Genomic DNA, 22,055 nt, shown 5'->3' with positions numbered 1-22,055 from the left:
GGGGGGCTTGAACACTGGGGGGCCTGAACACTGGGCCTCTTTACCTTGTCCTCAACCGCGCCCCGTGCAGGCAAGTTAGGCTCCAGCATGACCCAGCTTTCCATCAATACATTCACGGCTTCGGCGCTGTCGGCCATCAGCTTTTATCAGCGGTGGCTCTCGCCCCTCAAGGGGTTCCGCTGTGCCCATGCGGCCCTTTACGGCGGAGAGTCCTGTTCGGCGGCAGTGGCCCGCGTTATCAGCGAACAGGGATTGACGGGCAGTGCTTCCGCCATCAGCGCCCGTTTTCAGGCTTGCCGGAGTGCCTTTGATCAACTCTCGCTCGGTCAACACGTTACGGGTGGAGCGCGGGTGCGCGGCGTGTGCTGCTGCGGGCCGCTGCCCATTCCTTTCCGCTGCGGCTGATGCTGCGTTCGGCCCCGACCCCGGAGACTGCCCATGACAACACATGATCTGACCGCGCTGCCCCGTCCCGCCGACCTTCCCGCCCCGTCTTACACCGACCTGCCTGCCACTGAAGCGCAGGCCCGTCGCCGCCGCTGGGTACGTGTTGGTCTGAGTGGGCTGGCCGGAGCCGTCACCGTAACCCTGCTGAATGAAACCGTGCGGCGGCTCGTTCCTCACGCTCCGCGTATCGAAATTATTGGCGAGCGTGCCCTCAGCCAGTCTCTGGAAACGCTGGACGTGACGCCCCCACGCGGCGCGGCCCTTTACCGCTGGACACTGTTGGGCGATTTGCTGTCCAACTCTATTTATTTTGGGCTGGTGGCACTGGGCAAGCCGCAGGGTGCGTGGAAGCGTGGCAGTGCGCTGGGCCTGGCTGCCGGGGTGGGCGCGGTGGTGTTGCCGGGGCCGCTGGGATTGGGCAAGCAGCCCGGCGCACGCGCTCCATTCACGCCGCTGCTCACGGCAGCTTGGTATCTGGCCGGAGGCCTGGCGGCAGTGGCGATGGCCCGCAAACTCGATTCAGACAGCCGAAGCTAACGCCCGCGCTCCCGGCGTTCCTGTAGACGCATAGGCATGGTATCGATCAGGGCATTGACCGTTTGCAGCGTCGGGAGGCTCTTGTATGTCGCCTTCACGCCCCCGTCTTTGCCAACTAAGGTGGCCGGGCTGAACTGCTGGCCGACCTTGCCGCCCGCATCTACGAGCAGCGTCAGCGTCAGCGTGCGCGGGCCATTCAGCCGGGCGTCTGCAGGCGGAAGCAGGGCCACGATTCGCAAATCACGCACCTGCAATTCGGCGTCTTGGCGGCGCATCTCTTGCAAGTAGGCAGCAGACGGGTTGCGAACGATCAGCACGCGTTCCCGCCAGAGGGCCTGGCTCAGGGACCAGGTTTGGTTCTGTGCGGTGGGCAGTGTCAATGAGGCGGCGTCGGCCAGGCCTGCACCCAGCAGGGCAGCGGTCACTACAGAACGCACGGTGGGCATGCACTGAGCTTAACCGCCCGACATGGGACACCCAGCCCAACAGATTGAAGACACGTTTACCCAGAGATGTTCTACCAAATCATGTTCTAAGCCTGTTTGCCGGGCGACAGAGGGCGACGTGGCCGGAGTCAGAGACGGCAGAAGTTGACCGAATATTGGGTGAAACTCCTCTGCCCGTTGAGCAGGGCTGCGGCGCGCTCTGGTGAGGGTCGGCCCCCCCCATCCCGGTGTCGGTTGAGGGCAACCGCTGCTGCTCAGGTCGCTTTGGGCAGGCTGAACGAGAAGCGGGCTCCCTGCCCCGGTCCACTCTCGGCCCAGACGCGTCCGCCGTGTCGGCCCACAATTCGCCGCACGTTTGCCAGTCCTATGCCTGTGCCCTCAAAGTCGGCGGGATGGTGCAGCCGCTGAAAGGCCTCAAAGAGTTTGTGGGCGTAATCAGCGTCAAACCCCACGCCATTGTCCTGAACCGTGATGATATGTTCGTCGGCCTGTTCCTGGGCATCCACCTGAATGATGGCTTCCGGTTGCAGCTGGGTGTATTTCACGGCATTGTCCAGCAGATTTTGCAGGGCCAATTGCAGCAGCGCTGGGTCGCCCTGCACCACCGGCAGGGAGGAGAGTTGCCAGTCTATGGCCCGGTGTGGTGAGGTGGCGTACAGCCCCCTCACCACATCTCTGACCAGCGCGTTCAAGTCCACTGGTTTGGGCTGGAGGGGCAACCTGCTGGATTTGGACAGACTGAGGATGCCGTCCACGGTGGCCGTGAGCCGTGTGGCTGCCTGCTGAATCTGTTGCAGCAGCAGGGAAGCACGGGGGTCGGTGGCCTGCAGGTGCCGGTTCAGGAGTTGAGCGAAGCTGGTGATATGCCGGATGGGGGTTCGGAGGTCATGGGACGCCGAGTAGGCAAACGCTTCAAGTTCTCCATTCACCTGTTCCAGTTCATGGGTGCGTTCCTTGACCCGTTCCTCGAGCAGCAGCAGGGCGGCGTCCAGTTCCTGTTGCGCCTGAGTCCGCATCTGCAGTTCCTGCTGGGCCTGCCCATACAGGCTGGCATTCTCGACTGCCGCACCCGAGCGTGCGGCTACCTCCAGGGCAAACGCCAGATCAGCGGGGCCGTACACCCGGTCGAGGCTGGTTCGGGCCATGCCCAGAACGCCCACCACCCGCCCGCGTGAGCGCATCGGCACCGTGATGACCGAACGCAGCTGCAAGCGCCTGACATCGGCCTTCCAGTCTTCGGACTGGGCAATAGCGTCATACATTTCGTCGGTAACGACGGGAATCAGTTCCGGCACGCCCGTCAAAAACACCCGGCCAGAACCATTCTCGGACGTGATCTGAACAGGATTCCGCGCAATGAACTGGCGCAGCAACTCCACCATCGTGGGATCCTGATGCACCACGGCAACAGGGGCGAGTAACCCGTCAGGAGTGGGCAGATTGATGACGCACCAGTCGGCCAGACGCGGCACCGCCAGCTCGGCAATAGAGTCCAGGGTCACGGCCATATCCAGCGAACTGCTCAGGATCTCACTGGCCTCGGCCAAAAAAGAGAGGCGGTCATTGAGGATCTGGGCTTCTTGCAACGCGGTGGTGCGCTGCAGAGCCTGAGCGCACTGGCTGGCCAGTGACAGCAGATAGAGCCGGTCTGCGGCAGAGAACAACCGCTGAGTGTGAAAGCTGAGGCTCAAGACGCCCAGCACCTGTTCCTGAACCGCCAGTGGAAGAGCCACGATGCTGCCTGAGAACCGCTGGAGCGCGCCCTCAATCAAGGGGTAGTCCAGCAGGGCCTGCTCCTTGGTTTCGATAAACAGGGCCTGACGCTGCCTGAAGGCCTGAGTGGCGGGCGTAGTTTTGTTCAGAGACAAGACGCGCCACGGGTCGATCTGCTCCAGGCAGTAGCCCGAACACGCCGCAATGTTCAGCGCCGTTCCGTCGTGGCCCAGCAACATGACTGAGCCAGCCTGAGCGCCCATGGCGCTGATTCCTTCCCTTACCACCACATCGGTGACGTGCTGCGGCGTCTGGGCCGCGCTGAGGGCCTGGGTCAGCTGCCACCAGCCCTGCAGATGATCTGCTGAGAGTGGCGAAGCAGTCGGCAGAGCCGTCTCATTCTGGCCGGGCAGGCCTTTGGATGACTCAAGCATGACTGCAGCATAAAGCCCAGGGTCTTGTGGTTTCCGCCAAGATACTCCCAAAGTGGTCGAAGGATTCAGCCTGATTTCTGACAGTTCGGCTATGACAGGCAGTGGGGATGGATCAACACCAGAACAAGGACTGGCGGTCATGAACAGGCATCTGACGACCTGTTTGGCTGTGAAAAGCAGAGCCAGAGCGGCAGGAGCTACAGCAAGTTGAGACGCAGTGTGGTCGCTGCGGCGCGGATGTGTGGCTTTCCCTCTCACACGGCGAGTCGTTCCAGACAGCTTTACCCGTTGGTTTCGGCAGGCGGCACTTCTTCGCCTCCCCTCACAGGCTGCGAAACGTGTACGCCAGCACCGACCACTGCCAGTTCTCCAGCCTGCTCACGGTTACCGCCCGTGCCCTCCACTGACGACTCGATGGTGGCCCCCTCGTCAATGATGGCCCGGCTGACCCGTGCGCCCGAACGCACCACCACGTCCCGTAGCAGCACCGCGTCCTCCACTCGCGCCCCGGCCTCGACCACCACGCCGGGCGACAGCACCGAACGGCGCACCTCTCCTTCGATCCGGCAGCCATACGACACCAGGCTGTCTTCGACCAACGCGCCAGCGGTCAGGCGGGCGGGCATGCGGGGCAAACTCGACGTCAGGATAGGCCACTGGGGGTCGTCAAGTTGCACGGAGCGCCCGTGCAGCAAGTCCTGATGTGCCCGCCAGTAAGCTTCCGGAAGGCCCACATCCAGCCAGTAGCCCCCGAACGCAGAGGCGTAGGCCTGGCCCGCTTTGACCAACTCCGGAAGAAGTTCATGGCCGAAGTCACCGAGCCGTTCCCCCTCGCCTTTCTGGGCGTACAGGCGCTCCAGCGTGTCCAGCAGCAGCGGCGCGTCGTAGACAAACACCTCGGTGGTGATTTGGGAACTGACGGATTGGTCGGGTTTGTACTTGAACTGGGTGACGCGTCCATCCGGCCCGGCCACCACCTGCCCAAAGCGGGACGCGTCCTCTCCGTCTGGCAATGGCGTGGTCACGAGGGTCACGCCCGCCCCTGTGTGCAGATGCTCGGCAATGACGTTGGCGTAGTTGAGGGTATAGATGTGATCGGCAGACAGCACCAGCAAGACGTCTGGGGCGTACTGCCGGATCAACTGACGATGAATAAAAATGGCGTCGGCGTTGCCTGATGCAAATCCGCCGGCGCCCTCGTTGGCTGCCGAATAGGGCGGCAACACCTGCAGACCGCCGTGCGTGCGGTCAAGATCCCAGGGCCGCCCGTTGGTGAGGTGGTCGTTCAGAGAATGCAGTTCATATTCTTCGATGACCCACACGTCGCTGAGGCCGCTGTGAACGCAGTTGCTGAGGGCAAAGTCGATCAGGCGGTAGGTGCCGCCGAAGGTCAGGGCGGGTTTGGCGCGGTGTTGGGTCAGGACGCCCAGGCGCGAGCCTTTGCCGCCTGCCAAAATCAGGGCCAGCACTTTGCGCTCCTGAATGCGGGTGCCGCGTGCGCTGGGGCCACTGCTGAGGCTGCGCTGAGACTTCGGGGTCATCCGTTCACGTTTACCTTGCCACCGGGGAGGGCCAGCAGGGGGGGTTTGGAGCAGACAGAGGCACACATGTCAGCACCCTAGGCCGCGCCGCTGAACTGCGCCTGAACTGGGTCTAAAGGCTGCTTCAGGCCGCCGAATAATCGGTGCCGGGTGAAGCAGCCAGCCTGCAAAGTCTGTCTGATACGAACTTAAAAGAATCGAAGACGAATTCGAGCGGAGCGAGTCTAAATCAATCTGGGATTGCGACGATGGAAATTTATGCGGGTGGGTTTCCCGCACAGAGTGGAACTAAAGCACTTCCGTCTGCGCTGTTTGGCCCTGCACAAACCGTCTGCGCCTCACCTGACACGGTGTCTTGCATCCGGCCCGTGTAGGCTTCAGGGTATGTTGGCCTTTCTCCGGTTGCATGGGCAGCGTCTGCGGCTGTTTCTGCACAGCTACGGACGCTCGCTGCTGGCGCTCTTTTTCGGTCTGCTGTTTCCACTGCTGGCTTTCGTCGCCATCGCCGCCGAGGTGTATGAGCAAGACCCCTTCAGTTTTGAGCGGCCATTTATGTTCGCTGTTCATGCTCAGGCCGCTCCACCACTTGACCGGTTGGCGGCCTCGCTCGCTGCTTTCGGCAACACACCGGGGATGCTGCCCGTCACGCTGATTCTGGCCGCCTGCTTGTACAGGATGCGCCCCCGGCTCACGTATTTCCTGATGCTCTCGCTGGCCGGGTCGGTGGTGTTTCACGCTGTGCTGAAGAAGGTCTTTGACCGTCCCCGCCCCACCCTCTGGACTCCAATTGCCCCGGAAGCCGATTTTTCGTTTCCCAGTGGGCATGCCATGTTTGCTGCCAGTCTGGTGTCGGCGCTGGTGGTGCTGCTGTGGCCTACCCGCTGGCGATGGGCGGCGCTGGTACTGGGGGTGGGCTATGTCCTCACCATGATGTGGTCGCGGGTCTATAGCGGCGTGCATTACCCGACGGATGTGCTGGCAGGGGCGCTGGTGGGGTTGATCTGGGTCATGGCCCTTGACCGTTTGTTGCAGGGACACCGCCTGCTGGCTTCCCCGCCGCAGTCAGAGTCACGCTGAGTTCGCTTAGTCCGCTCCGACCAGCGCGGCCCGCTCCAGTTCGGCGTATCGCCCTTCTTGCCTACGCAGCACGTCCGGCGCACCTTCTTCCACAATCTGGCCACCCTCCAGCACGATCACGCGGTCAACGCTGCGGGCCAGCGACAGGCGGTGCGTGACAATCAGGGCGGTGCGCCCACGCATCAAGCGCTCCAAGGCTTCCACAATGACGGCCTCGGAAGCGGTGTCTACGGCACTGGTGGGTTCATCCAACAACAGCACGGCGGGCTGGGCCAACAGCACCCGCGCGATGGCGAGGCGTTGGCGCTGCCCACCCGACAGTTTCACGCCGCGTTCGCCCACGACCGTGTCCAGCCCTTGCGGCAAGGCGGCCACGAATTCGGCGGCTCCGGCCACCGCCAGCGCGTCTTGTACCTCCTGCGGCGTGGCGTCAGGGCGGGCGTAGCGCACGTTTTCCAGCACCGAATCATGGAACAAGAAGGTGTCTTGCTGCATGGTGCTGGCCGCCCGGCGCAAGGAAGGCAGGGTCAGCCCCTTCACGTCGTGGCCGTCCAGCGTCACGCGCCCTGCGTTGGGGTCGTAGGTGCGGGTCAGCAGGCCCAGCAGCGTGCTTTTGCCCGCGCCCGACGTGCCCAGCAGCGCCACCCGCTCGCCCGCCCCGATGTGCAGATTCAGGCCGCGCAGGACGGGCTTGAGGGGATCGTAGCCAAAGGTCACGTTCTCGAAGACCACCTCGCCGCGTGCGGGCAGGGGCAAGGGCTGTGCGCCGGGGCGCTCACTCACGCTGGCGGGGGCGTCCAGCACCTCAAAAATGCGCCGCCCGCTGGCCTCGGCCCGCTGAAGCAGGTCGTTGATATTCACCAGATCGTCGATGGGACCGTAAAAATAACGCCCGTAGCCCCGGTAGGCCAGCAGGCCGCCCAGCGTAAACTGCCCCGCCATGATCAGCCACACGCCGCCGCCCAGCATGATCACGTTGCCGAAATTGGACACGAAGCGCACCACCGGAAACGTGCGGTTGCGAATCTTGATGGCTTTCACGCCCTCGTCGTACAGAGCTTGCCCGATAGAAGCCACCTTCTGCGCTTCCGCGTCTTCCCGTGCAAAGCCCTGCACCACGCGGATTCCGGCCAACCGGTCAGCCACCAGCGCCGAGAGGTCGCCCAGCCGGGTGCGGGCCGCCCGGTACGCGGGGCGCACGCTGGCGTTGTAGCGCGTCAGCATCAGGGCCACCGCCAGCATCGGCAGCGTGACCATTACGCCCAGCAGCGGTTGCAGCGCAATAAAAATCCCGATTACCCCGATCAGCCGCAGCGCGTTGCCCAGCACGGCGTCGGTACCGCGCAGCAGCACGTCCTGAATGCCGTCCACGTCTGCCGTGACCCGCGACAGCAGGTCGCCCGTGCGCTGAGATTCAAAGTAGGCCGCCGACTGCCCGGCCAACTCGGTGTACAGCCGCATTCGCAGATCAAGCGTGAGTTGCTGCCCGGCCCGCTCCAGCAGCAGCCCGCGCCACGCCGCCAGGACTTGTTGTACGGCAAAGACGGCCACCAGCAGGGCCAGTTGCCCGCCGATGTAATTCCAGTCACGCTCTACCAGCCCCCTATCCACCACCCGGCCCCACACCAGCGGCGGATACAGTTCGGCGGCCACGCTTCCGATCAAGCACAGCATTCCCAGCGCCACGGTGCGGCGGTAGGGCGTCAGCAGCCCGTACAGGCGGCGTACCACCGAGCGGTCTGGGTCGGGGGGCTTCAGGCCAGAGGAATTGGGGCCAGAAGAATTGGGGCCAGAGGACTTGGACAGAGACACCATCTGCGGGCGAGCGTAGCGCAGGGCGGCGGGCAGACACAGGGCGATGGGTTGCCGTCGCAAGGGATGGGGAGAGGGCTGAACCGGGCTGGCAGCGGTCTATTCGTGCGGCGGCGGCTGGAAAACTGCCCTACACTGCCCACAGCCGCCGCCCTTTCCCCTTTTTCCGCCAGAGGTCAGCCATGTCCAGCGCCACCCCCTACAGCGCCACGCTAGGCCGCATCCACCACCGCTTTGCCGACCTGAAAGACGTGCTGGCCAAAGCCTCGCCCCGCAAGGCCGGAGACGAACTGGCGGGGCTGGCTGCACGCAGCGCCGCAGAGAGGGAAGCGGCGCGGCTGTGCCTGTCCGAATTACCGCTGACGCTGTTTCTAGAAGACCTGCTGATTCCCTATGAAGCCGATGAGGTGACGCGCCTGATCGTGGACAGCCATGACACCGCCGCGTTTGCGCCCGTCGGGGACCTGAACGTGGGCCAATTCCGTGACTGGCTGCTCTCGGACGCGGCTACCACACAGACTTTGCGGGCATTGTCCCCCGGCCTGACCCCCGAAATGGTGGCGGCGGTGTGCAAGCTGATGCGGAATCAGGACCTCGTGCTGGTGGCCCGCAAATGCGAGATCATTACGCGCTTTCGCAACACGCTGGGGCGACGCGGGCACTTTTCGACCCGTCTGCAACCCAACCACCCCACCGACAACCTGCGCGGCATTCTGGCGAGTACCCTGGACGGCCTGATGTTCGGCGCGGGCGACGCGGTGATCGGTGTAAACCCGGCGCTGGACAACGTGGACGCCTGTGTGCGCCTGCTGACCCTGTTGGACGACCTGCGCTTGGGGCTGGACGCTCCAATTCAAAGCTGCGTGCTGACCCACGTGACCAACACCGTGCAGGCCATCGAACGCGGCGCACCCGTGGACTTGGTGTTTCAGTCGGTGGCCGGGACGCAGGGGGCCAATGCGGGCTTCGGCATCAATCTGGCCCTGCTGACTGAGGCGCACGGGGCCGCGCAGTCGTTGCAACGCGGCAGTTTGTTTCCAGACGGCCAAGGGGGAATGCAGCGCGGCCAGAACGTCATGTACTTTGAAACCGGGCAGGGCAGCGCCTTGTCGTCGGGCACGCACGGGGGCCTGGATCAGCAGACCGCCGAGGCGCGGGCCTACGCGGTGGCGCGGGCCTACTCGCCGCTGCTCGTCAATACGGTGGTGGGGTTTATCGGGCCGGAATACCTGTACGACGGCAAACAGATCGTGCGGGCGGGCCTGGAAGACCATTTCTGCGGCAAGCTGCTGGGCCTGCCGATGGGCTGCGACATCTGCTACACCAACCACGCCGAGGCCGACTCCGACGATATGGACGTTCTGCTGACCCTGCTGGCGGCGGCGGGCGTGACCTTCATCATGGGCGTGCCCGGGGCCGACGACATCATGCTGGGCTACCAGTCCACCAGTTTTCACGACGCCTGGTACGTGCGTTCGGTGTTCGGCTTTCCGCCTGCCCCCGAATTTGCCGTGTGGCTGGACAGCGCCGGAATTACGCGGGCGGGGCAGTTGCAATTGCCGCCGCTCGGCTCGCCCCTGCGCGAACATCTGCGGCAGTTGGGAGCCGGATGAGCGCCCCGCCTGATCTGCCTGACCTGGTTCGCCCCGAAGACCTGACCCCCTGGGAGCGCCTGCGGCAGTACACCGACGCCCGGATTGCGCTGGGACGGGTCGGAACCTCGCTGCCCACCGCCGAACTGCTGCGGTTTGGGCAGGCCCACGCGCTGGCCCGTGACGCGGTGCAGGCGGAATTGGATGTGGCGGCGCTGGCAAAAGCTCTGGCCGTAGAAACGGTACAGGTTCGCAGTCAGGCGGCCCAACGTTCCGAGTATCTGCGCCGCCCCGATCTGGGCCGCACGCTGCACCCGGAGTCGGCCCAACTGTTGCGGGCACAACGCACCAATCCCACGCCCGAGATTCTGATCATGGTGTCCGATGGGCTCTCGGCATTGTCGGCTCAGCGGCAGGCGGCGGAGGTGCTGCATACGCTGTTGCCCGGTCTGCACGCGGCTGGCCTGACAGTGGCTCCGGTCCTGATCGCCACCCTAGCCCGTGTCGCGTTGGCCGACGAAGCCGCCGAACTGCTGGGTGCACGGCTCGCCCTCCACCTGATTGGAGAGCGCCCCGGCCTCAGCAGCCCCGACAGTCTGGGCGCGTACCTGACCTACAATCCGCGCCCCGGCACACTGGATTCAGCCCGCAACTGTGTCTCCAATATCCGCCCAGCCGGACTGGACGCGGGTGTGGCGGCGCGGCGACTCCTGTCGCTCACTGTGCAGGCCCTGCGGCGCGGCCTGAGCGGAGTGGAGCTCAAAGACACCGATGGGGTGCTGAGTGGGGGAGAGGGAGACGCCGGAAACGGGCTGCCGAAAGGATCATATTCAGTCATCCCTGAACAAAGTGACTGATTCGAATTGCGTCTGAACGCCTTACCATTGGCTTTTAATCTGACACTGGAGCCGGCAACAGATTGTTGTCGGCTCCAGTGGGTACATCTGATTTAGGGCAAAATGGTGAAGTTTAAAATGATGCTTGGGTTACCGGCGTACAAGATGTCGCGGTAGCCAGTCGTGATGTCACCAACTGCGATTCCTGCCCGCACTTGCTCGGTGGTAGCTGAGCCGTAGCTGACGATTTGAAAGGTGAGTGGAACTTGCATGCGTGCGCCGGTTCCAGTGACGGGGCCAGCCACTTGGATCTTAGACCCGGGGAAATCCTGAAAGCCAATGCTGAGGGGGTACGCCCGGTCAAGCGGCGGATCAGCCGTCACGGTCAGCACCAAGTTCTTGACCTCTCCCGGACGCCCAGAAATGCTAGGCGTGTCGAGCGAAGCCGTGAATTTGATAGGCAGTTCCGTCAGTTGTACTGGGAGGCGGTTCAGAATCACACCGTTTCTCTTGATGACCAAGTGAAAGTTGGACGAATAATCGGCGAACCCAAACTTTTGAGGAGCCGCAATGACCAGATCATGGGTTTCGGACGCTGCGCCGCTGAGGGTCAGGCTGGTGGTCTGAAGCACCAGCGGATAAGGATAGAGATTGTTCCCGCCGGGGCCAACTCCAGCCGCCGGTGCTTCCAGTTCCACGCTCACCGTGCCGGGCGCGTAGCCCGCGAATGTGGCCTTCAGGGTTCCGGTGTGGAGGTGATAAATAGACAAGGCTGACCGGTCTAAGGTCACCGATGGCGCTGTGGCCGCTGTGGCCGCCGCTGCCTGACAGGAAATCAGGGGGTTGACCCAGTTGGCATGGTCGAAGTTGATGCCGTCGCCTGCGTCGGTCACCACCAGACGCAGATCCTGTTTCCCGGTGACATCGAGGTTCACCGTTTTGCTCGCGCTCGTTCCAGTCATGGTGCCGCTGTCATAGGTTTTTACGCCGTCCAGAAGCACCTGAAAAACCACACTGCCCTGGCTGCCGACCTCGTCGTCTACCCCGATCTGGGCAGTAAAGTTGGTGCAAGTGGCATCGGAACCTTTCAGGCTGAAGCGCAGTTCACTGCCAGCATGGGTGCCGAAGCCGCGTGCGTACTGCTGCCCATTGAGGGTCAGGGTTTTCCCGTCGCCCGCCGCCTGCTCGCCGTTGCTGCGGTTGAGCTCTATTGGCCCCCACGCATTGCGGGCCGACAGGATTGGTTCATGGTAAAGGTTATTGGTTCCGGCGGTCAGACTCAGGCCGCTCAGGTCAGTCGTGGGCGCGCTAGATGACCAACCGTGATTTACTCCACCGGCGTAAGGATCGGCCACCGCAGGGGAGAGCGGTTCACCACAACCTGTCAGCCAAAGCGTGAGGACGCTCCCCAACAGCAACGAACGTGCAAAAACTTGGTGCATGGTTCTCCAGCCCCTAGCCACATCAGAAGGGGAGATGAGGGGTAAACGAGTGGCTAACGTTAGTGTACTGTAACCAATGTTTGTGATCAATTTAACTAATTATTCATGAGACCAAATTGCGATTTTCCGCTCAACGGACGGCTGGACAACGCTGCCCAGATACGACTCTAGCCTCTTCCAAGTCTCGTAACCAAGTGTGTGAACAGCGTTCATGAATTTGAGCTATCGGGTTTCCACCCGGATGTCTGATGCGGGATTAAAAGAGTCCCGTAGAAATGTTTTGCCCTCTCCACTCGTGGGAGATGGGCGCTGCACCGCAACGGGGTCAGGAGGCGTGCGAGCGGCGCCTTTAACCCTGAAACGGATTCCTTCCAGTTTCACCTGAGTACTGGGCTTCGCGTCGTCCTCCCCCACCTAGAAATTGGAATCTGGATGGAAAGCCGCCTCTTGTGGGCTTCCCATCCAAGCGGCGTGCGTCCGTCTGACAGCCGAACCTCTTCAACACTTTTGCCGCAGCGCACAGCCAGCAACATTTTGCTTGTGCATTACACCCCCAAATAGGCCTTGATGATGTCGGGGTCGCCCATCAGGTCGCGGCTGGGGCCGACTTTGACCAGTTTGCCCAGTTCCAGCACATAGGTTCGGTCGGTCACCTTCAACACCTGCCGCACGTTTTGCTCGACCAGAAGCACGGTCAGGCCCAGTTCCCGCAGCGACCCGATCACGCGCATGACTTCCGACACTACCAGTGGCGCGAGGCCCAGGGAGGGTTCGTCCATGAGCAGCACTTCGGGTTCGCTCATCAGGGCGCGGCCAATGGCGACCATCTGCTGTTCTCCCCCTGACAAGGCGGCGGCGGGCGTGCTGCGTTTCTCCACCAACCGGGGGAAAAAGTCGTAGACCTTTTGCAGGTTCTGCGCCCGCCCTGCACGGGTACGCGGCAGATACGCGCCCATCAACAGGTTTTCTTCTACCGTCATCTGCCCGAACAGTTGGCGGCCCATCGGCACGTGCGCCACGCCCAGATCAGTGATTTTGTTGGGGGGCACGCCGTTCAGGTTGTGCTGGCGGTAGGTCGCGGTGCCGCCCCGCGCCTTCAGCATCCCCGACAGCACCCGCAAAATGGTGCTTTTGCCGCTGCCGTTGCCGCCCACCAGCCCCACCAGTTCCCCCTTGGAGACATGCAGGCCCACGCCGAACACCACCTGCACCTCTCCGTAGGCTACTTCCAGATTTTCGACGTTCAGCACGCGGTCTTGGGCATTCACAAAGGAGGCAGGTGGGGCAGAGGGCAGGCTAGTCATGGTCGTCTCCGAGGTAGGCGCGAATCACGTCTGGGTGGGCGGCCACGTCTGCCGGGTTGCCCTCGGCCAGCAGTTCCCCGAAGGCCATACAGATCACGTGATCCGACAAGGTCATGATGACGTGCATGATGTGTTCCACCATCACGATGCCGAGGCCCGACTGCGCGAGTTCGCGGATCAGGGCCACCATTTCCTGCTGGGCAGGCGGATTCAGGCCCGCAATGCTTTCATCGAGGAACAGCAAACGCGGCTCTAGGGCCAGCGCCTTCGCCAACTCCAGACGGCGGCGGCGGGCCAGATTCAGTTCGGCGGCGGGCTGCGCGGCGCGGTCCGCCAGTCCCACGCGCTCCAGCACCGCGTAAGCGTGGTCTTCGGCAGCGCGGCCCCGGTGACGCAAGAAGGCCGCCACCAACACGTTTTCCAGCACACTCAGGTCCTCAAAAGGCCGCTCGACCTGAAAGGTGCGGGCCATGCCCAGCCGCGAGCGGGCCTGCGGCTGCAGGTGCGTGATGTCGCGCCCATCCAGGGTCACGCGCCCTTCGCTGAGGCGCACGAATCCGGTCAGACCGTTAAACAGAGTGGTTTTGCCTGCACCGTTGGGGCCGATCAGTCCCAGAATCTCGCCGGGGCGCACGCTGAGGTTGATGTTTTTAACGGCAGTAACGCCCCCAAAGCGGATGGTGATGCCCTCGGCGGTCAGGAGCGGTGCAGCCTTGACCGCCGCCGCCAGACTGGAGGTCGCCAAACCTGTCACCGGTTCACGCCCAGTTTCAGGCCGCCGCGCCGGAACAGGCCCATTAGGCCGTTGGGCGCGTAAATGGTGACCACCAAGATCAGCACGCCGTAAATTAGGAGGTTGGCGTTGCTGAACACCGTGCGGAAGACTTCGCCAAAAATGCTCAGCAGCAAGGCCCCGATCAGTGGCCCCTGAATAGAGGTGCGCCCGCCGATAATCGCCATGAGCGCGATCTGCACACTGATCGGGAGTTCCAGCAGGGTGTGCGGCTCGAACGCTTGCAGGTAGATGGCGTAGATGCTGCCGCCCAGCGCGGTCAGGGCGGCGCTGATCATAAAGGCGATCAGTTTCATGCGGGTGGGGTCGATGCCGAGTGCCCGCGCTCCGTCTTCATCCTCACGTACCGCTTGCAGGCCGTAGCCCAGCCGGGAACGCCGGATCAGGTGCGTAATGACCAGTGTCAGCAGCACGAAACCGAAGGCGAGGCCGTATTCCACCTTCCGGTCAAACAGGTCAAGGCCAAACAGGGTGGGCAGCTCGGGCATGAACAGTCCCTCGGAACTGCCCGTCCATTCCGAATTGATGGCCACCAGCCGCAGCACCAGGGCCACCGCAATGGTCGACAGCGTGAAATAACTGCCCCGCAGCCGGAAAGTGAGGCCGCCCCAGACTGCGGCCAGCGCCACCGCCAGCACCATACCGATCAATGCGCCCCACCACGGAGCCAGGGGTGAGGGCAGGAAGGCAGGCAGGCGTTCGGGCGTGGCCAGCAGCGTCATCGTGTACGCGCCGATGCCCAGCAGCGCGGCGTGGCCGAGACTGGTCTGTCCGGCCCAGCCGCCCAGAATATTCCAGCTCATGGCCAGCCCCGCAAAAATCAGGGTCGATACCCCAAAGTTCATGGCCTTGCCGAACACGAAGGGATACAGCGCCATAACAACCAGCAGCGCACCCGACAGCCACAGGTTGCCGAAGGTGAGGGCGCGGGGACGGGGGAGGGTTGCAACGGCGGTCATACCCGTTTCACCGTTTTGCCAAACAGCCCTTCAGGACGCAGCAGCAGCACCAACAAGAAGGCGATCAAGCCGTAAGCGTCGCGGTAATTGTTGCTGATATAAAAGGCCCCCAGCGACTCGATCACGCCCAGTACCAGCCCGCCTGCCACCGCACCCGGCAGGTTGCCGAGGCCGCCCAGCACAGTCACGATAAAGGCTTTGGTGGTGTAGTTTTCGCCCACCGTCGGGAAGGTATACAGCAGCGGCATCAGCAGCACGCCCGCGATGGCCGCGAACGCCACGCCCAGCCCGAACACGATGGCCTGAATCTGGGTGGTCTTGACGCCCTGAAGCTCGGCCCCCAGCGGGTTCTGGGCGGTGGCGCGAATGGCGCGGCCCAGTTCGGTGCGGTACAGCAGCAGGTTCAGGCCCACGATGGCGACCAAGGTGCCCAGCCCGGCCACCAGCAGCGGAATGCTGATCTGCACGCCCGCAAACTGAAAGGTGGTGGTGGCATACGGCACGTTGATACTCTGCGGCTGTGCGCCGAAGGTCAGCAGCAGCGTGTTGCTCACGATCAGGCCCAGGCCGAGTGTTGCCAGCATGGAGCCTTCGCCCAAGCGGTCACCCAGCCGCGCCAGCACGAAACGCTGAATCAGGAAGCCCAGCGCGAATCCGGCAGGCGCGACCACCAGCAAGCTGAGGTACGGATCGATATTAAAGGCCTTGAACAGCGCCAGCGTAATAAACATGCCGATGGCCAAAAAGTCGCCGTGTGCGAAGTTGATGACCTTCATGACGCCGAAGATCAGGCTCAGGCCCGTGCCGATCAGGGCGTACAATCCGCCCGTCAGCAGGCCCTGAGCCAGCGTCTGAAAGAAGGCGGTAACCGAAGCTGAATCCATGCAGGCTCCTTGGTGCGGGCAAACGTGTAGGGCAACAACCATGACAGCCGTGCCAGGGGATAGAGCGTCAGCAGCGGCCACTTATGCTTGCGTGTGTTCCACCTGCTCAGCGGGGACGTGGGAAGATCATTTTGCCTGTCGCGGCTGTGGCCGGAGCCACGGTCACGAACTGGCCATTTTGAACTTGGGTGATGAGGCCCACCACCGCATTTTGGTTGGTATAGCCGCCGTAGCTGCGAAAAGTAACTGGGCCAAAGGCCGTATTGAGGCGGGTGGTGGTGAGGGCCAACCGCACTTTTTCAGGATCGGTGCCGCCCCGCCGAACCGCGTCGGCTGCAGCGAGCATGGCGGCGTAGCTTTGGGCGGCGTGCTGACTGGGTTCGTTGCCTCCCAGTGCTTTTTTGAGGCGGGTATATAGATTTCGCGCGCCGGGGTAGCGCACGTCCCGGTTCCAGATCATTGTCACCAGGTAATTCTCAGCGGTACTGCCTGCTCCGGCTAAAAAATCAGGCAGCGCGAATCCGGTGGCGATTCCAGCGATGACTTTGGGGGCCAATCCGGTTTCTTTGACCTGTTTGGCCAGAGCTACAGCGTCTTCTTCGTAACTGGCAAAGATGACCACGTCGGGGTTTTGACCCTTATAGCGGTTCAGGAGCGGGCGAAAATCGGTCAGGCCTTTGTCGTAGGTATCTTTGGACAGCACCTGGTAGCCTGCTCCCGGCAGCAAGCGGGTCACGTCGTTCAGCACGCTTTTGCCAAAGGCATCGTTGCTGGTCAAGACGACGGCCGTTTTCATGCCGCCCATGCGCCCCAGCTGCTCAATCAGGCTGCGCGTATACACGCTGGATTGGTTGTTGATCCGGAAGGTATAGGGGTTGCCGGGCTTGGTAATGGTCTCGTCGACCGCAGTCGCCACCAGCAGCGGCACCTTCACGCGGGCCAAATATTGCGAGAGCGGTTTGGTGATGCCGCTGGCGTAAGCGCCGATTACCAATGGTACTTTCAGATTCACCAGCTTCTCGGCCGCGTTCAGCGCCTTGTTGGTATCGCTGGCGTCGTCTTCCAGCACCAGTTCCAGTTTCTTGCCCGCTACCCCTCCGGCGGCATTGATTTCCTCAATGGCGACCCTGAACCCAGCTTCCTGCATGCGGCCAAAGGTGGCAAACCGCCCCGATAGGCTGGTCACGGCCCCAATTTTAATGGTGGTCTGGGCCGAACCCACACTGCCGAGACTGAGGGCGGCGAGGAGCGGCAAGGCGGAAATCAACGGAGCAATTGAGGGCATGGGTCTCCTTTGGGGGCGTGAACAGGTCAAGCGGCACTCCCGGCTTCAAGCGCGTTTCAGCGTTCAAACTTGATCGGGCGGGGCACGACACTCTTGGGGTAGATCGGCACGAACGCGCCGCCCTGCACCTGCTGGGCCACCATCGCCAGGGGGTTCTGGTTGCGGAAGCCGTCGTAGTCCTTAAACTGCACCGGACCAAACGCGGTGGTCAAATTGATGGTGTTCAGCGCGGCTTTGACCTTCTCGCGGTCGGTGCTGCCTGCCTTACGAATGGCTTCGGCGGCCACGATCACGCCTGCGTAGGCCTGCGCCGCGTGATAGCTGGGTTCCTGCCCGCCCAGCGCTTTTTTCAGGTCAACATTCAGCTTCTGCACGCCCGCGTAGCGCAGTTGCGGCACCCAAGCGGTGGCCGTAATCACGCTTTCGCCCGCGCTGCCGCTGTCTTTAATAAAGTCGGGCAGGGCAAATCCCGCCGCGCCGCCCGCAAACAGCCGGGGCTTCACGCCCACTTCCCGCGCCTGACGCATCAGGGCCACGCTGTCTTCGGCGTAGCTGACCATCAGGATGCCGTCGGGATTCTTGGCCTTAATGCGGTTCAGCACGGGCCGGAAGTCGGTCAGGCCTTTGTCGTAGCGCTGGTCTTCGACAATCGTGATGTTGTAGAGCTTGGCAAAGTCCTGCGCGGCGTCGGCCACGCTTTTTTCAAAGGCTCCGGTTCCGGCGATGATCGCCACACTCTTGAATTTGTTGTCGCGGAAGATATTGAAAATCACGCGGGCGTATTCGGTGGCGGGTTGGTTCAGCCGGAAAATATAGTCGCTGCCGGGCTTGGTGATGTCGTCGCCACTGCTGGTGATGACCAGATTGGGCACCTTCTGGCGGGCCAAGTACTGCGCCTGCGCCTTCACGAGGCTGCTGGAATACTCGTTGATGATCAGCGGCACGCCCGCATTCACAAGGCGCTCGGCGGCGGCCAGACCCTTGTTCACGTCGCTGGCATTGTCCTCAATCAGCAGTTCGATTTTGCGCCCGCCAATGCCGCCTTTGCGGTTCACTTCGGCCACCCCGACCTTGAACCCGGCCAACTGCATCTTGCCGAACTCGGCAAAACGGCCCGTGACCGAGGTGATGGCTCCAATTTTGATCGTTCCAGTGCTGCTTTGGGCGCTGGCAGGCAGGGCCAGCAGGGGCGTCAGGGCGAGGGTGAGCAGGGTCAGTTTACGCATGGCAGGCTCCTAGGGAGAATGAATGAGAGGGTCAACAGAACGGAGATCAGCGGCGGTGACGCGCGGCCACTGTTTCAGCCACGCGGGTCAGGTGGGCGTGCATGGCGACTTCGGCGGCGGGGCCGTCACGTTGCCGCAGGGCGCGTTCTATCTCGCGGTGTTCCTCGTGGCTTCGTTTCAGGTGCCAGCTTTCGTTGATGTGCAGCGGCCCCGCCAGCCGCATCTCGCGCGAAAGCAGTTCGGCGTGCCGCGCCAGCCGCCGGTTGCCGCTGGTCTGCACGATGATCTGGTGAAAACGGGCGTCGAGTTCCCGGAAGCCCCGCCAGTCCCCGATGGCGGCTGCGCCCTGTGCGTCCAGCACGCCGCGCAGGGCCGTCAGGTCGGTGCTGCTCATACGGGTGGCGGCCAGCCGTGCGGCGAGGCTGTCCATGTTGGCCCGCAACTCGTACAGTTCCAGCAGATCAGCGAGGGTCAGGTTGATGACTTCTACGCCGCGCCGCGAGTGCTCCACCGCCAGCCCTTCTCCGACCAATAGCAGCACGGCTTCGCGCACCGGAGAGCGGCTGACTTCCAGTTGCCGGGCAAGTTCGGGAACGCTCAGGCGGCTGCCCGGCGCGAGTTCCCCGCTCAGAATTGCGCCACGCAACCGCTCGCGGACCACATCCACGACCCGTGCGCTGGCGACTGGCTTAAGCAACGTCAACCCTCCTCTTCACCGCGCAGGATGCACCAAGGGAGGCGCTACGGATGATTTCAACTGCTGTTAAATTGTGGAACGAGCTTGAGTGTTACATGCAACAGGTAAAAATACAAGCACCCTAAAAGTGGGTTCGGCTAGAGACTGACCTTCTGCGCTCTGGCCGAGCTGCCACTGGAGAGGGTGACGACAGCACAGTTGCCAGCAAGGCCGGTGCCACACAGCAATCATCCTGATCACCCAGCCGGAAGCCTCACGGCCGCCTGTTGCGCCAGTCATCACAGCCGGACGACGGCGCTACCGAATCGCCAGTCCCAAGATGTACTGAATCCGGATGCGTTCTTCCTCACCGCTTTTCAGTTCGCGGGCCTGGAGGTAAGGGGTGGAGCCGTCGCGGTCGACCCGCATGGGCTGAAATTCTTCTAGGCGGCGTTTGCCTGCGCTGACCCGGCTGCCGTACCAGCCCGAACCGACCAGTTTTTCCTCCTGATACTGGATCAGCAGGTTGTGACCGTTGCGAATGGCTTCTTCTAAAAACTCGCGCTTCTTGCGGGTGTCGGTGATGATCAGCAGGTCGGAGGCCGCGCTTTGTGGAGCGGCAATCTTTCGGTTGGGGGCCAGGCCGAGGGCGCTCAATGCAGTCTCCAGGGCGGCTTCTTTGCCCGCCTTCACCGTAAATAAGTTGGGGCCGAGGCTCAGGCCGATAAATTCTTTCAGGGCGGGATGCTGCGCGAGGGCCTGCGCCTGAGGATGCTGAATGAGCGTCACCGGAGCCACGCTGGGAGGCGGCACCGAGCCACTCCAGACGCCGAGTTGCAGGCGCAGGGTGCCGGGCAACCGGCTGGAACTGCGGGCCTCCAGATCACTCAAAAAGGAGGTGGGGAGGCCGCCGGGGAGGGTGGGCCGGAGGGTGTAGTTGTCTTTGCCCGCGGTCAGAATCCGGCCTTCCAGCAATTGACGGGTCAAGAAATCTTGTTCGCCAGTCACGCTAAATGAGCCGTCTGCGCTGAATTTTAGGGTTTTTGCTGGGGGTTGGTCGTACTTCAGGATGGGGATACCGGGCCGGAGCTTTTGCCCCGGGGCGAGCATCAGCAGGGTGTCGCCCACTGCCGTCCCGCCGGAGCCGAGTGCGGCGTCCCGCTCGGCGCGGGTGGGGTATTCCAGCAGGGTCACGCCCTGATGCACCGTCAGGCGCTCCCGCCGCGCCGCCCAGTCCTGAATGGTGCTCCGCATATTGGCCGCCAGCGGGGTGGCCGAGCCTGCCTGCAAGCCGCCCAGCAAGTCAGCGAGGCTCAGGCCGCCTTCCAGCGCGGCATACACGCTTTCCCGTGTCAGGCGGTAGGTGGCGGTCTGGAGGTCGAAGCGCACCGCCTCTGCCGCCTGCAACACCGCCCATTGATGCACCGCAAGCTGGGCTGGGTACACCAGCAACTCGAAATTCGGTTGCAAAATCCAGGCGGGTGGCGCGGACACGGTGGGGGAGGTTTTGGGGGTCATGTCCTGTTTCGGAGCAGCGTCTACTGCAACTGTCGGCAGCACCACCGCTTCCCCGTCACGCTGCTCCAGGCTGACCAAACCAAACTCCGTGAGGGTGCCGCGCAGGGTGGCCCCGAGCCAGGCGGCCCACGCCTGCGGGTTGGTCACTTGGCGGCTAGTCATGAGGCCGTAGTCGGGCTGTTGCAGGCGCAGTTCTACCGGGGTCACCACGTTCATGATCCGCAGCAACTCGGCTTCGGTGGTGGGGTGCGGCAGGTCGCGCAGCAGCGCCGCCAAGCAGGAGCGCAGCGCCCCGGCGTGCGGCAGGCGGTGCTCCTGATCTTCGGGCCGGGGCAGCACGCCCACCATCTGCGCCAAATGGCCCAGCAGGGAGAGCGGGCCAGCGTCGGCCAAGGCCTGCGCCTGCGCTGCATTCACCTCCACCTGTTTTCCCGCCGCGTCCAACTGCAACACGCCAAGCTGCTGTGCGACCACCAACCAGCTTCCTATGTTCTCCAGGGCGGGCAGCAGTTTGCTCAGTTTGCCCAGCGCCGCTTTGTTGTATGTTCCGGCCTGCGTGACCCCCAAGCCGCCCAGCAGCCGAACGCCGCGCAGGAGTTCTTGCAGGCGCAGGGCCAACCGCGCCGCCGCCTGGGTGGTATTCGGCACTTGGGCCGTGTCCACCTTGACCGGCTTGACGGTCAGCGGGGCGGGTTTTGTTTCCGGCAACCGCGCCAGCAAGCGTGGGTCGGCCAGCACCCACGACCCCGGCAAGTCTGGAAAGGGTCGGTGCTGAAAGTAGGCGTAGGTGTCCCGCACCCAGGGATTGGGGAGCGCCGCTGGAAACAACAGGCCGTCGGCAAACAGCGTCCAGATCAGGTCGGCCCCAGCAAACTCCGCGCCCCGGTAGCCCTCGAACAGGTTCGGCCCGTAAGGATCGAGCTTGATCGGCGGCGTGGAGAGGCCACGCAGCCGCGCAAAGCTGTACAGCGCCCAGCCGTCCATCGCCCCGCCCTGACGCCGCACCTCGCTGAGCAACTGAAGCTCGGTGGGATGGAGTTTGGCGACCAAGGCGTCGAGCCGTCCGGGGTTGGCAAAAGTTCTGATCAGCGCGTCCCGGCCAGCGGCCTTTCCGTTCAGCCCCTTTTCGCCGCTGTAGCGTTTGGCCACCCGGTTGAAGTGACTGGTGCCCAGCACGTTGGCCATCTGCTCCAGACGCAGCGGCGAGGTCAACTCTGTGATCCCCACTGCCGTCATCCTCCAACCACCCTCGGCAGGTGGCCTGCCTTGCGGAGCGCCTCCAGCACCGCCTTTTCGCTGCCGGGAGTCAGCAGGGCGAAGGTCGGGCCGAGCCGCGAGACGACCTGTCCGGCAAAGCGGGCGTCCAGCAGCAGCGCGTCCAGATCGGCACTGTCCTGCACTTCCAGCACGCTCAACGGACGGTGCGCCACTACTGTTTGCACCCCGGAGAGGAGCGGCTGGGAGGCGGAAGCTGTAGGCGGCGTTTTCACACGTTTGGTCGGTGGGTTGCGTTTTTTCGGGGCGTCAGTCATG

The 22,055-nt window shown here is 63.2% G+C and carries 19 protein-coding genes; 5 read left to right on the top strand and 14 right to left on the bottom strand.

What is annotated here, in order from left to right:
• Positions 1-87 precede the first annotated feature (87 nt).
• Complete coding sequence (gene yidD / locus M1R55_RS26080; protein ID WP_249395900.1) at positions 88-405, top strand: membrane protein insertion efficiency factor YidD; 318 nt, start codon at positions 88-90, stop codon at positions 403-405.
• A gap of 33 nt (positions 406-438) precedes the next feature.
• Positions 439-984: a hypothetical protein gene (locus M1R55_RS26075; RefSeq protein ID WP_249395899.1), complete on the top strand. Its 546-nt coding sequence runs from the start codon at positions 439-441 to the stop codon at positions 982-984.
• Here M1R55_RS26075 and M1R55_RS26070 read toward each other — a convergent pair.
• From M1R55_RS26070 to M1R55_RS26060, 3 genes are all read right to left on the bottom strand, one after another.
• Positions 981-1,430: a DUF4174 domain-containing protein gene (locus M1R55_RS26070; RefSeq protein ID WP_249395898.1), complete on the bottom strand. Its 450-nt coding sequence runs from the start codon at positions 1,428-1,430 to the stop codon at positions 981-983. The two genes, M1R55_RS26075 and M1R55_RS26070, sit on opposite strands and share 4 nt — an antisense overlap.
• A gap of 254 nt (positions 1,431-1,684) precedes the next feature.
• Positions 1,685-3,577 carry an ATP-binding protein gene (locus tag M1R55_RS26065; protein WP_249395897.1) on the bottom strand — a complete coding sequence of 631 codons (1,893 nt, stop codon included), beginning with the start codon at positions 3,575-3,577 and terminating at the stop codon, positions 1,685-1,687.
• 281 nt (positions 3,578-3,858) lie between these two features.
• The gene (locus M1R55_RS26060; RefSeq protein ID WP_249395896.1) at positions 3,859-5,118 is read right to left on the bottom strand and encodes a glucose-1-phosphate adenylyltransferase family protein; all 1,260 of its coding nucleotides are present in this window, start codon (positions 5,116-5,118) and stop codon (positions 3,859-3,861) included.
• Between the two features lie 384 nt (positions 5,119-5,502).
• On the opposite strand from M1R55_RS26060, the gene M1R55_RS26055 reads away from it, so the two are divergent.
• The gene (locus M1R55_RS26055) at positions 5,503-6,195 is read left to right on the top strand and encodes a phosphatase PAP2 family protein (protein ID WP_249395895.1); all 693 of its coding nucleotides are present in this window, start codon (positions 5,503-5,505) and stop codon (positions 6,193-6,195) included.
• A gap of 6 nt (positions 6,196-6,201) precedes the next feature.
• Here M1R55_RS26055 and M1R55_RS26050 read toward each other — a convergent pair whose 3' ends face one another.
• Positions 6,202-8,070, bottom strand: a complete 1,869-nt coding sequence (locus M1R55_RS26050) for an ABC transporter ATP-binding protein (RefSeq protein ID WP_249395894.1) — start codon at positions 8,068-8,070, stop codon at positions 6,202-6,204.
• A gap of 119 nt (positions 8,071-8,189) precedes the next feature.
• On the opposite strand from M1R55_RS26050, the gene eutB reads away from it, so the two are divergent.
• Both eutB and eutC read left to right on the top strand, forming a co-directional pair.
• Positions 8,190-9,620, top strand: a complete 1,431-nt coding sequence (gene eutB / locus M1R55_RS26045; RefSeq protein WP_249395893.1) for an ethanolamine ammonia-lyase subunit EutB — start codon at positions 8,190-8,192, stop codon at positions 9,618-9,620.
• Positions 9,617-10,456: an ethanolamine ammonia-lyase subunit EutC gene (gene eutC, locus M1R55_RS26040; protein WP_249395892.1), complete on the top strand. Its 840-nt coding sequence runs from the start codon at positions 9,617-9,619 to the stop codon at positions 10,454-10,456. The genes eutB and eutC overlap by 4 nt, the downstream gene beginning before the upstream one ends.
• Positions 10,457-10,548: 92 nt before the next feature.
• On the opposite strand, the gene M1R55_RS26035 is transcribed toward eutC, so the two are convergent.
• From M1R55_RS26035 to M1R55_RS25990, 10 genes are all read right to left on the bottom strand, one after another.
• Positions 10,549-11,877 carry an NPCBM/NEW2 domain-containing protein gene (locus tag M1R55_RS26035; RefSeq protein WP_249395891.1) on the bottom strand — a complete coding sequence of 443 codons (1,329 nt, stop codon included), beginning with the start codon at positions 11,875-11,877 and terminating at the stop codon, positions 10,549-10,551.
• A 545-nt stretch (positions 11,878-12,422) separates the two neighbouring features.
• Positions 12,423-13,181, bottom strand: a complete 759-nt coding sequence (locus tag M1R55_RS26030; RefSeq protein ID WP_249395890.1) for an ABC transporter ATP-binding protein — start codon at positions 13,179-13,181, stop codon at positions 12,423-12,425.
• A complete protein-coding gene (locus M1R55_RS26025) occupies positions 13,174-13,926 on the bottom strand; it encodes an ABC transporter ATP-binding protein (RefSeq protein WP_371827316.1) in 753 nt (250 codons plus the stop codon). Before M1R55_RS26025 ends, M1R55_RS26030 begins: the two co-directional genes overlap by 8 nt.
• A gap of 5 nt (positions 13,927-13,931) precedes the next feature.
• On the bottom strand, positions 13,932-14,933 hold the full coding sequence (locus M1R55_RS26020) for a branched-chain amino acid ABC transporter permease (protein WP_249395888.1): 1,002 nt from the start codon (positions 14,931-14,933) through the stop codon (positions 13,932-13,934).
• The gene (locus M1R55_RS26015; protein WP_249395887.1) at positions 14,930-15,817 is read right to left on the bottom strand and encodes a branched-chain amino acid ABC transporter permease; all 888 of its coding nucleotides are present in this window, start codon (positions 15,815-15,817) and stop codon (positions 14,930-14,932) included. The genes M1R55_RS26020 and M1R55_RS26015 overlap by 4 nt, the downstream gene beginning before the upstream one ends.
• A gap of 106 nt (positions 15,818-15,923) precedes the next feature.
• Positions 15,924-17,102 (bottom strand): ABC transporter substrate-binding protein, encoded by a 1,179-nt coding sequence (locus M1R55_RS26010; RefSeq protein WP_249395886.1) that lies wholly within the window; start codon positions 17,100-17,102, stop codon positions 15,924-15,926.
• Between the two features lie 56 nt (positions 17,103-17,158).
• On the bottom strand, positions 17,159-18,328 hold the full coding sequence (locus M1R55_RS26005) for an ABC transporter substrate-binding protein (protein ID WP_249395885.1): 1,170 nt from the start codon (positions 18,326-18,328) through the stop codon (positions 17,159-17,161).
• Between the two features lie 46 nt (positions 18,329-18,374).
• Entirely contained in the window at positions 18,375-19,031 is a 657-nt protein-coding gene (locus M1R55_RS26000) for a GntR family transcriptional regulator (RefSeq protein ID WP_249395884.1), read from the bottom strand.
• Positions 19,032-19,322: 291 nt separating this feature from the next.
• Positions 19,323-21,758 (bottom strand): helicase-associated domain-containing protein, encoded by a 2,436-nt coding sequence (locus M1R55_RS25995; protein ID WP_249395883.1) that lies wholly within the window; start codon positions 21,756-21,758, stop codon positions 19,323-19,325.
• The gene (locus M1R55_RS25990) at positions 21,755-22,054 is read right to left on the bottom strand and encodes a hypothetical protein (RefSeq protein ID WP_249395882.1); all 300 of its coding nucleotides are present in this window, start codon (positions 22,052-22,054) and stop codon (positions 21,755-21,757) included. The genes M1R55_RS25995 and M1R55_RS25990 overlap by 4 nt, the downstream gene beginning before the upstream one ends.
• Between the last annotated feature and the right edge of the window lies 1 nt (position 22,055).

Origin of the sequence: Deinococcus sp. QL22, from assembly GCF_023370075.1 — a bacterium.
Lineage (GTDB): Bacteria > Deinococcota > Deinococci > Deinococcales > Deinococcaceae > Deinococcus.
Note: the sequence above shows the minus strand (reverse complement) of the source record. Positions and strands in the feature narration are given on the sequence as shown.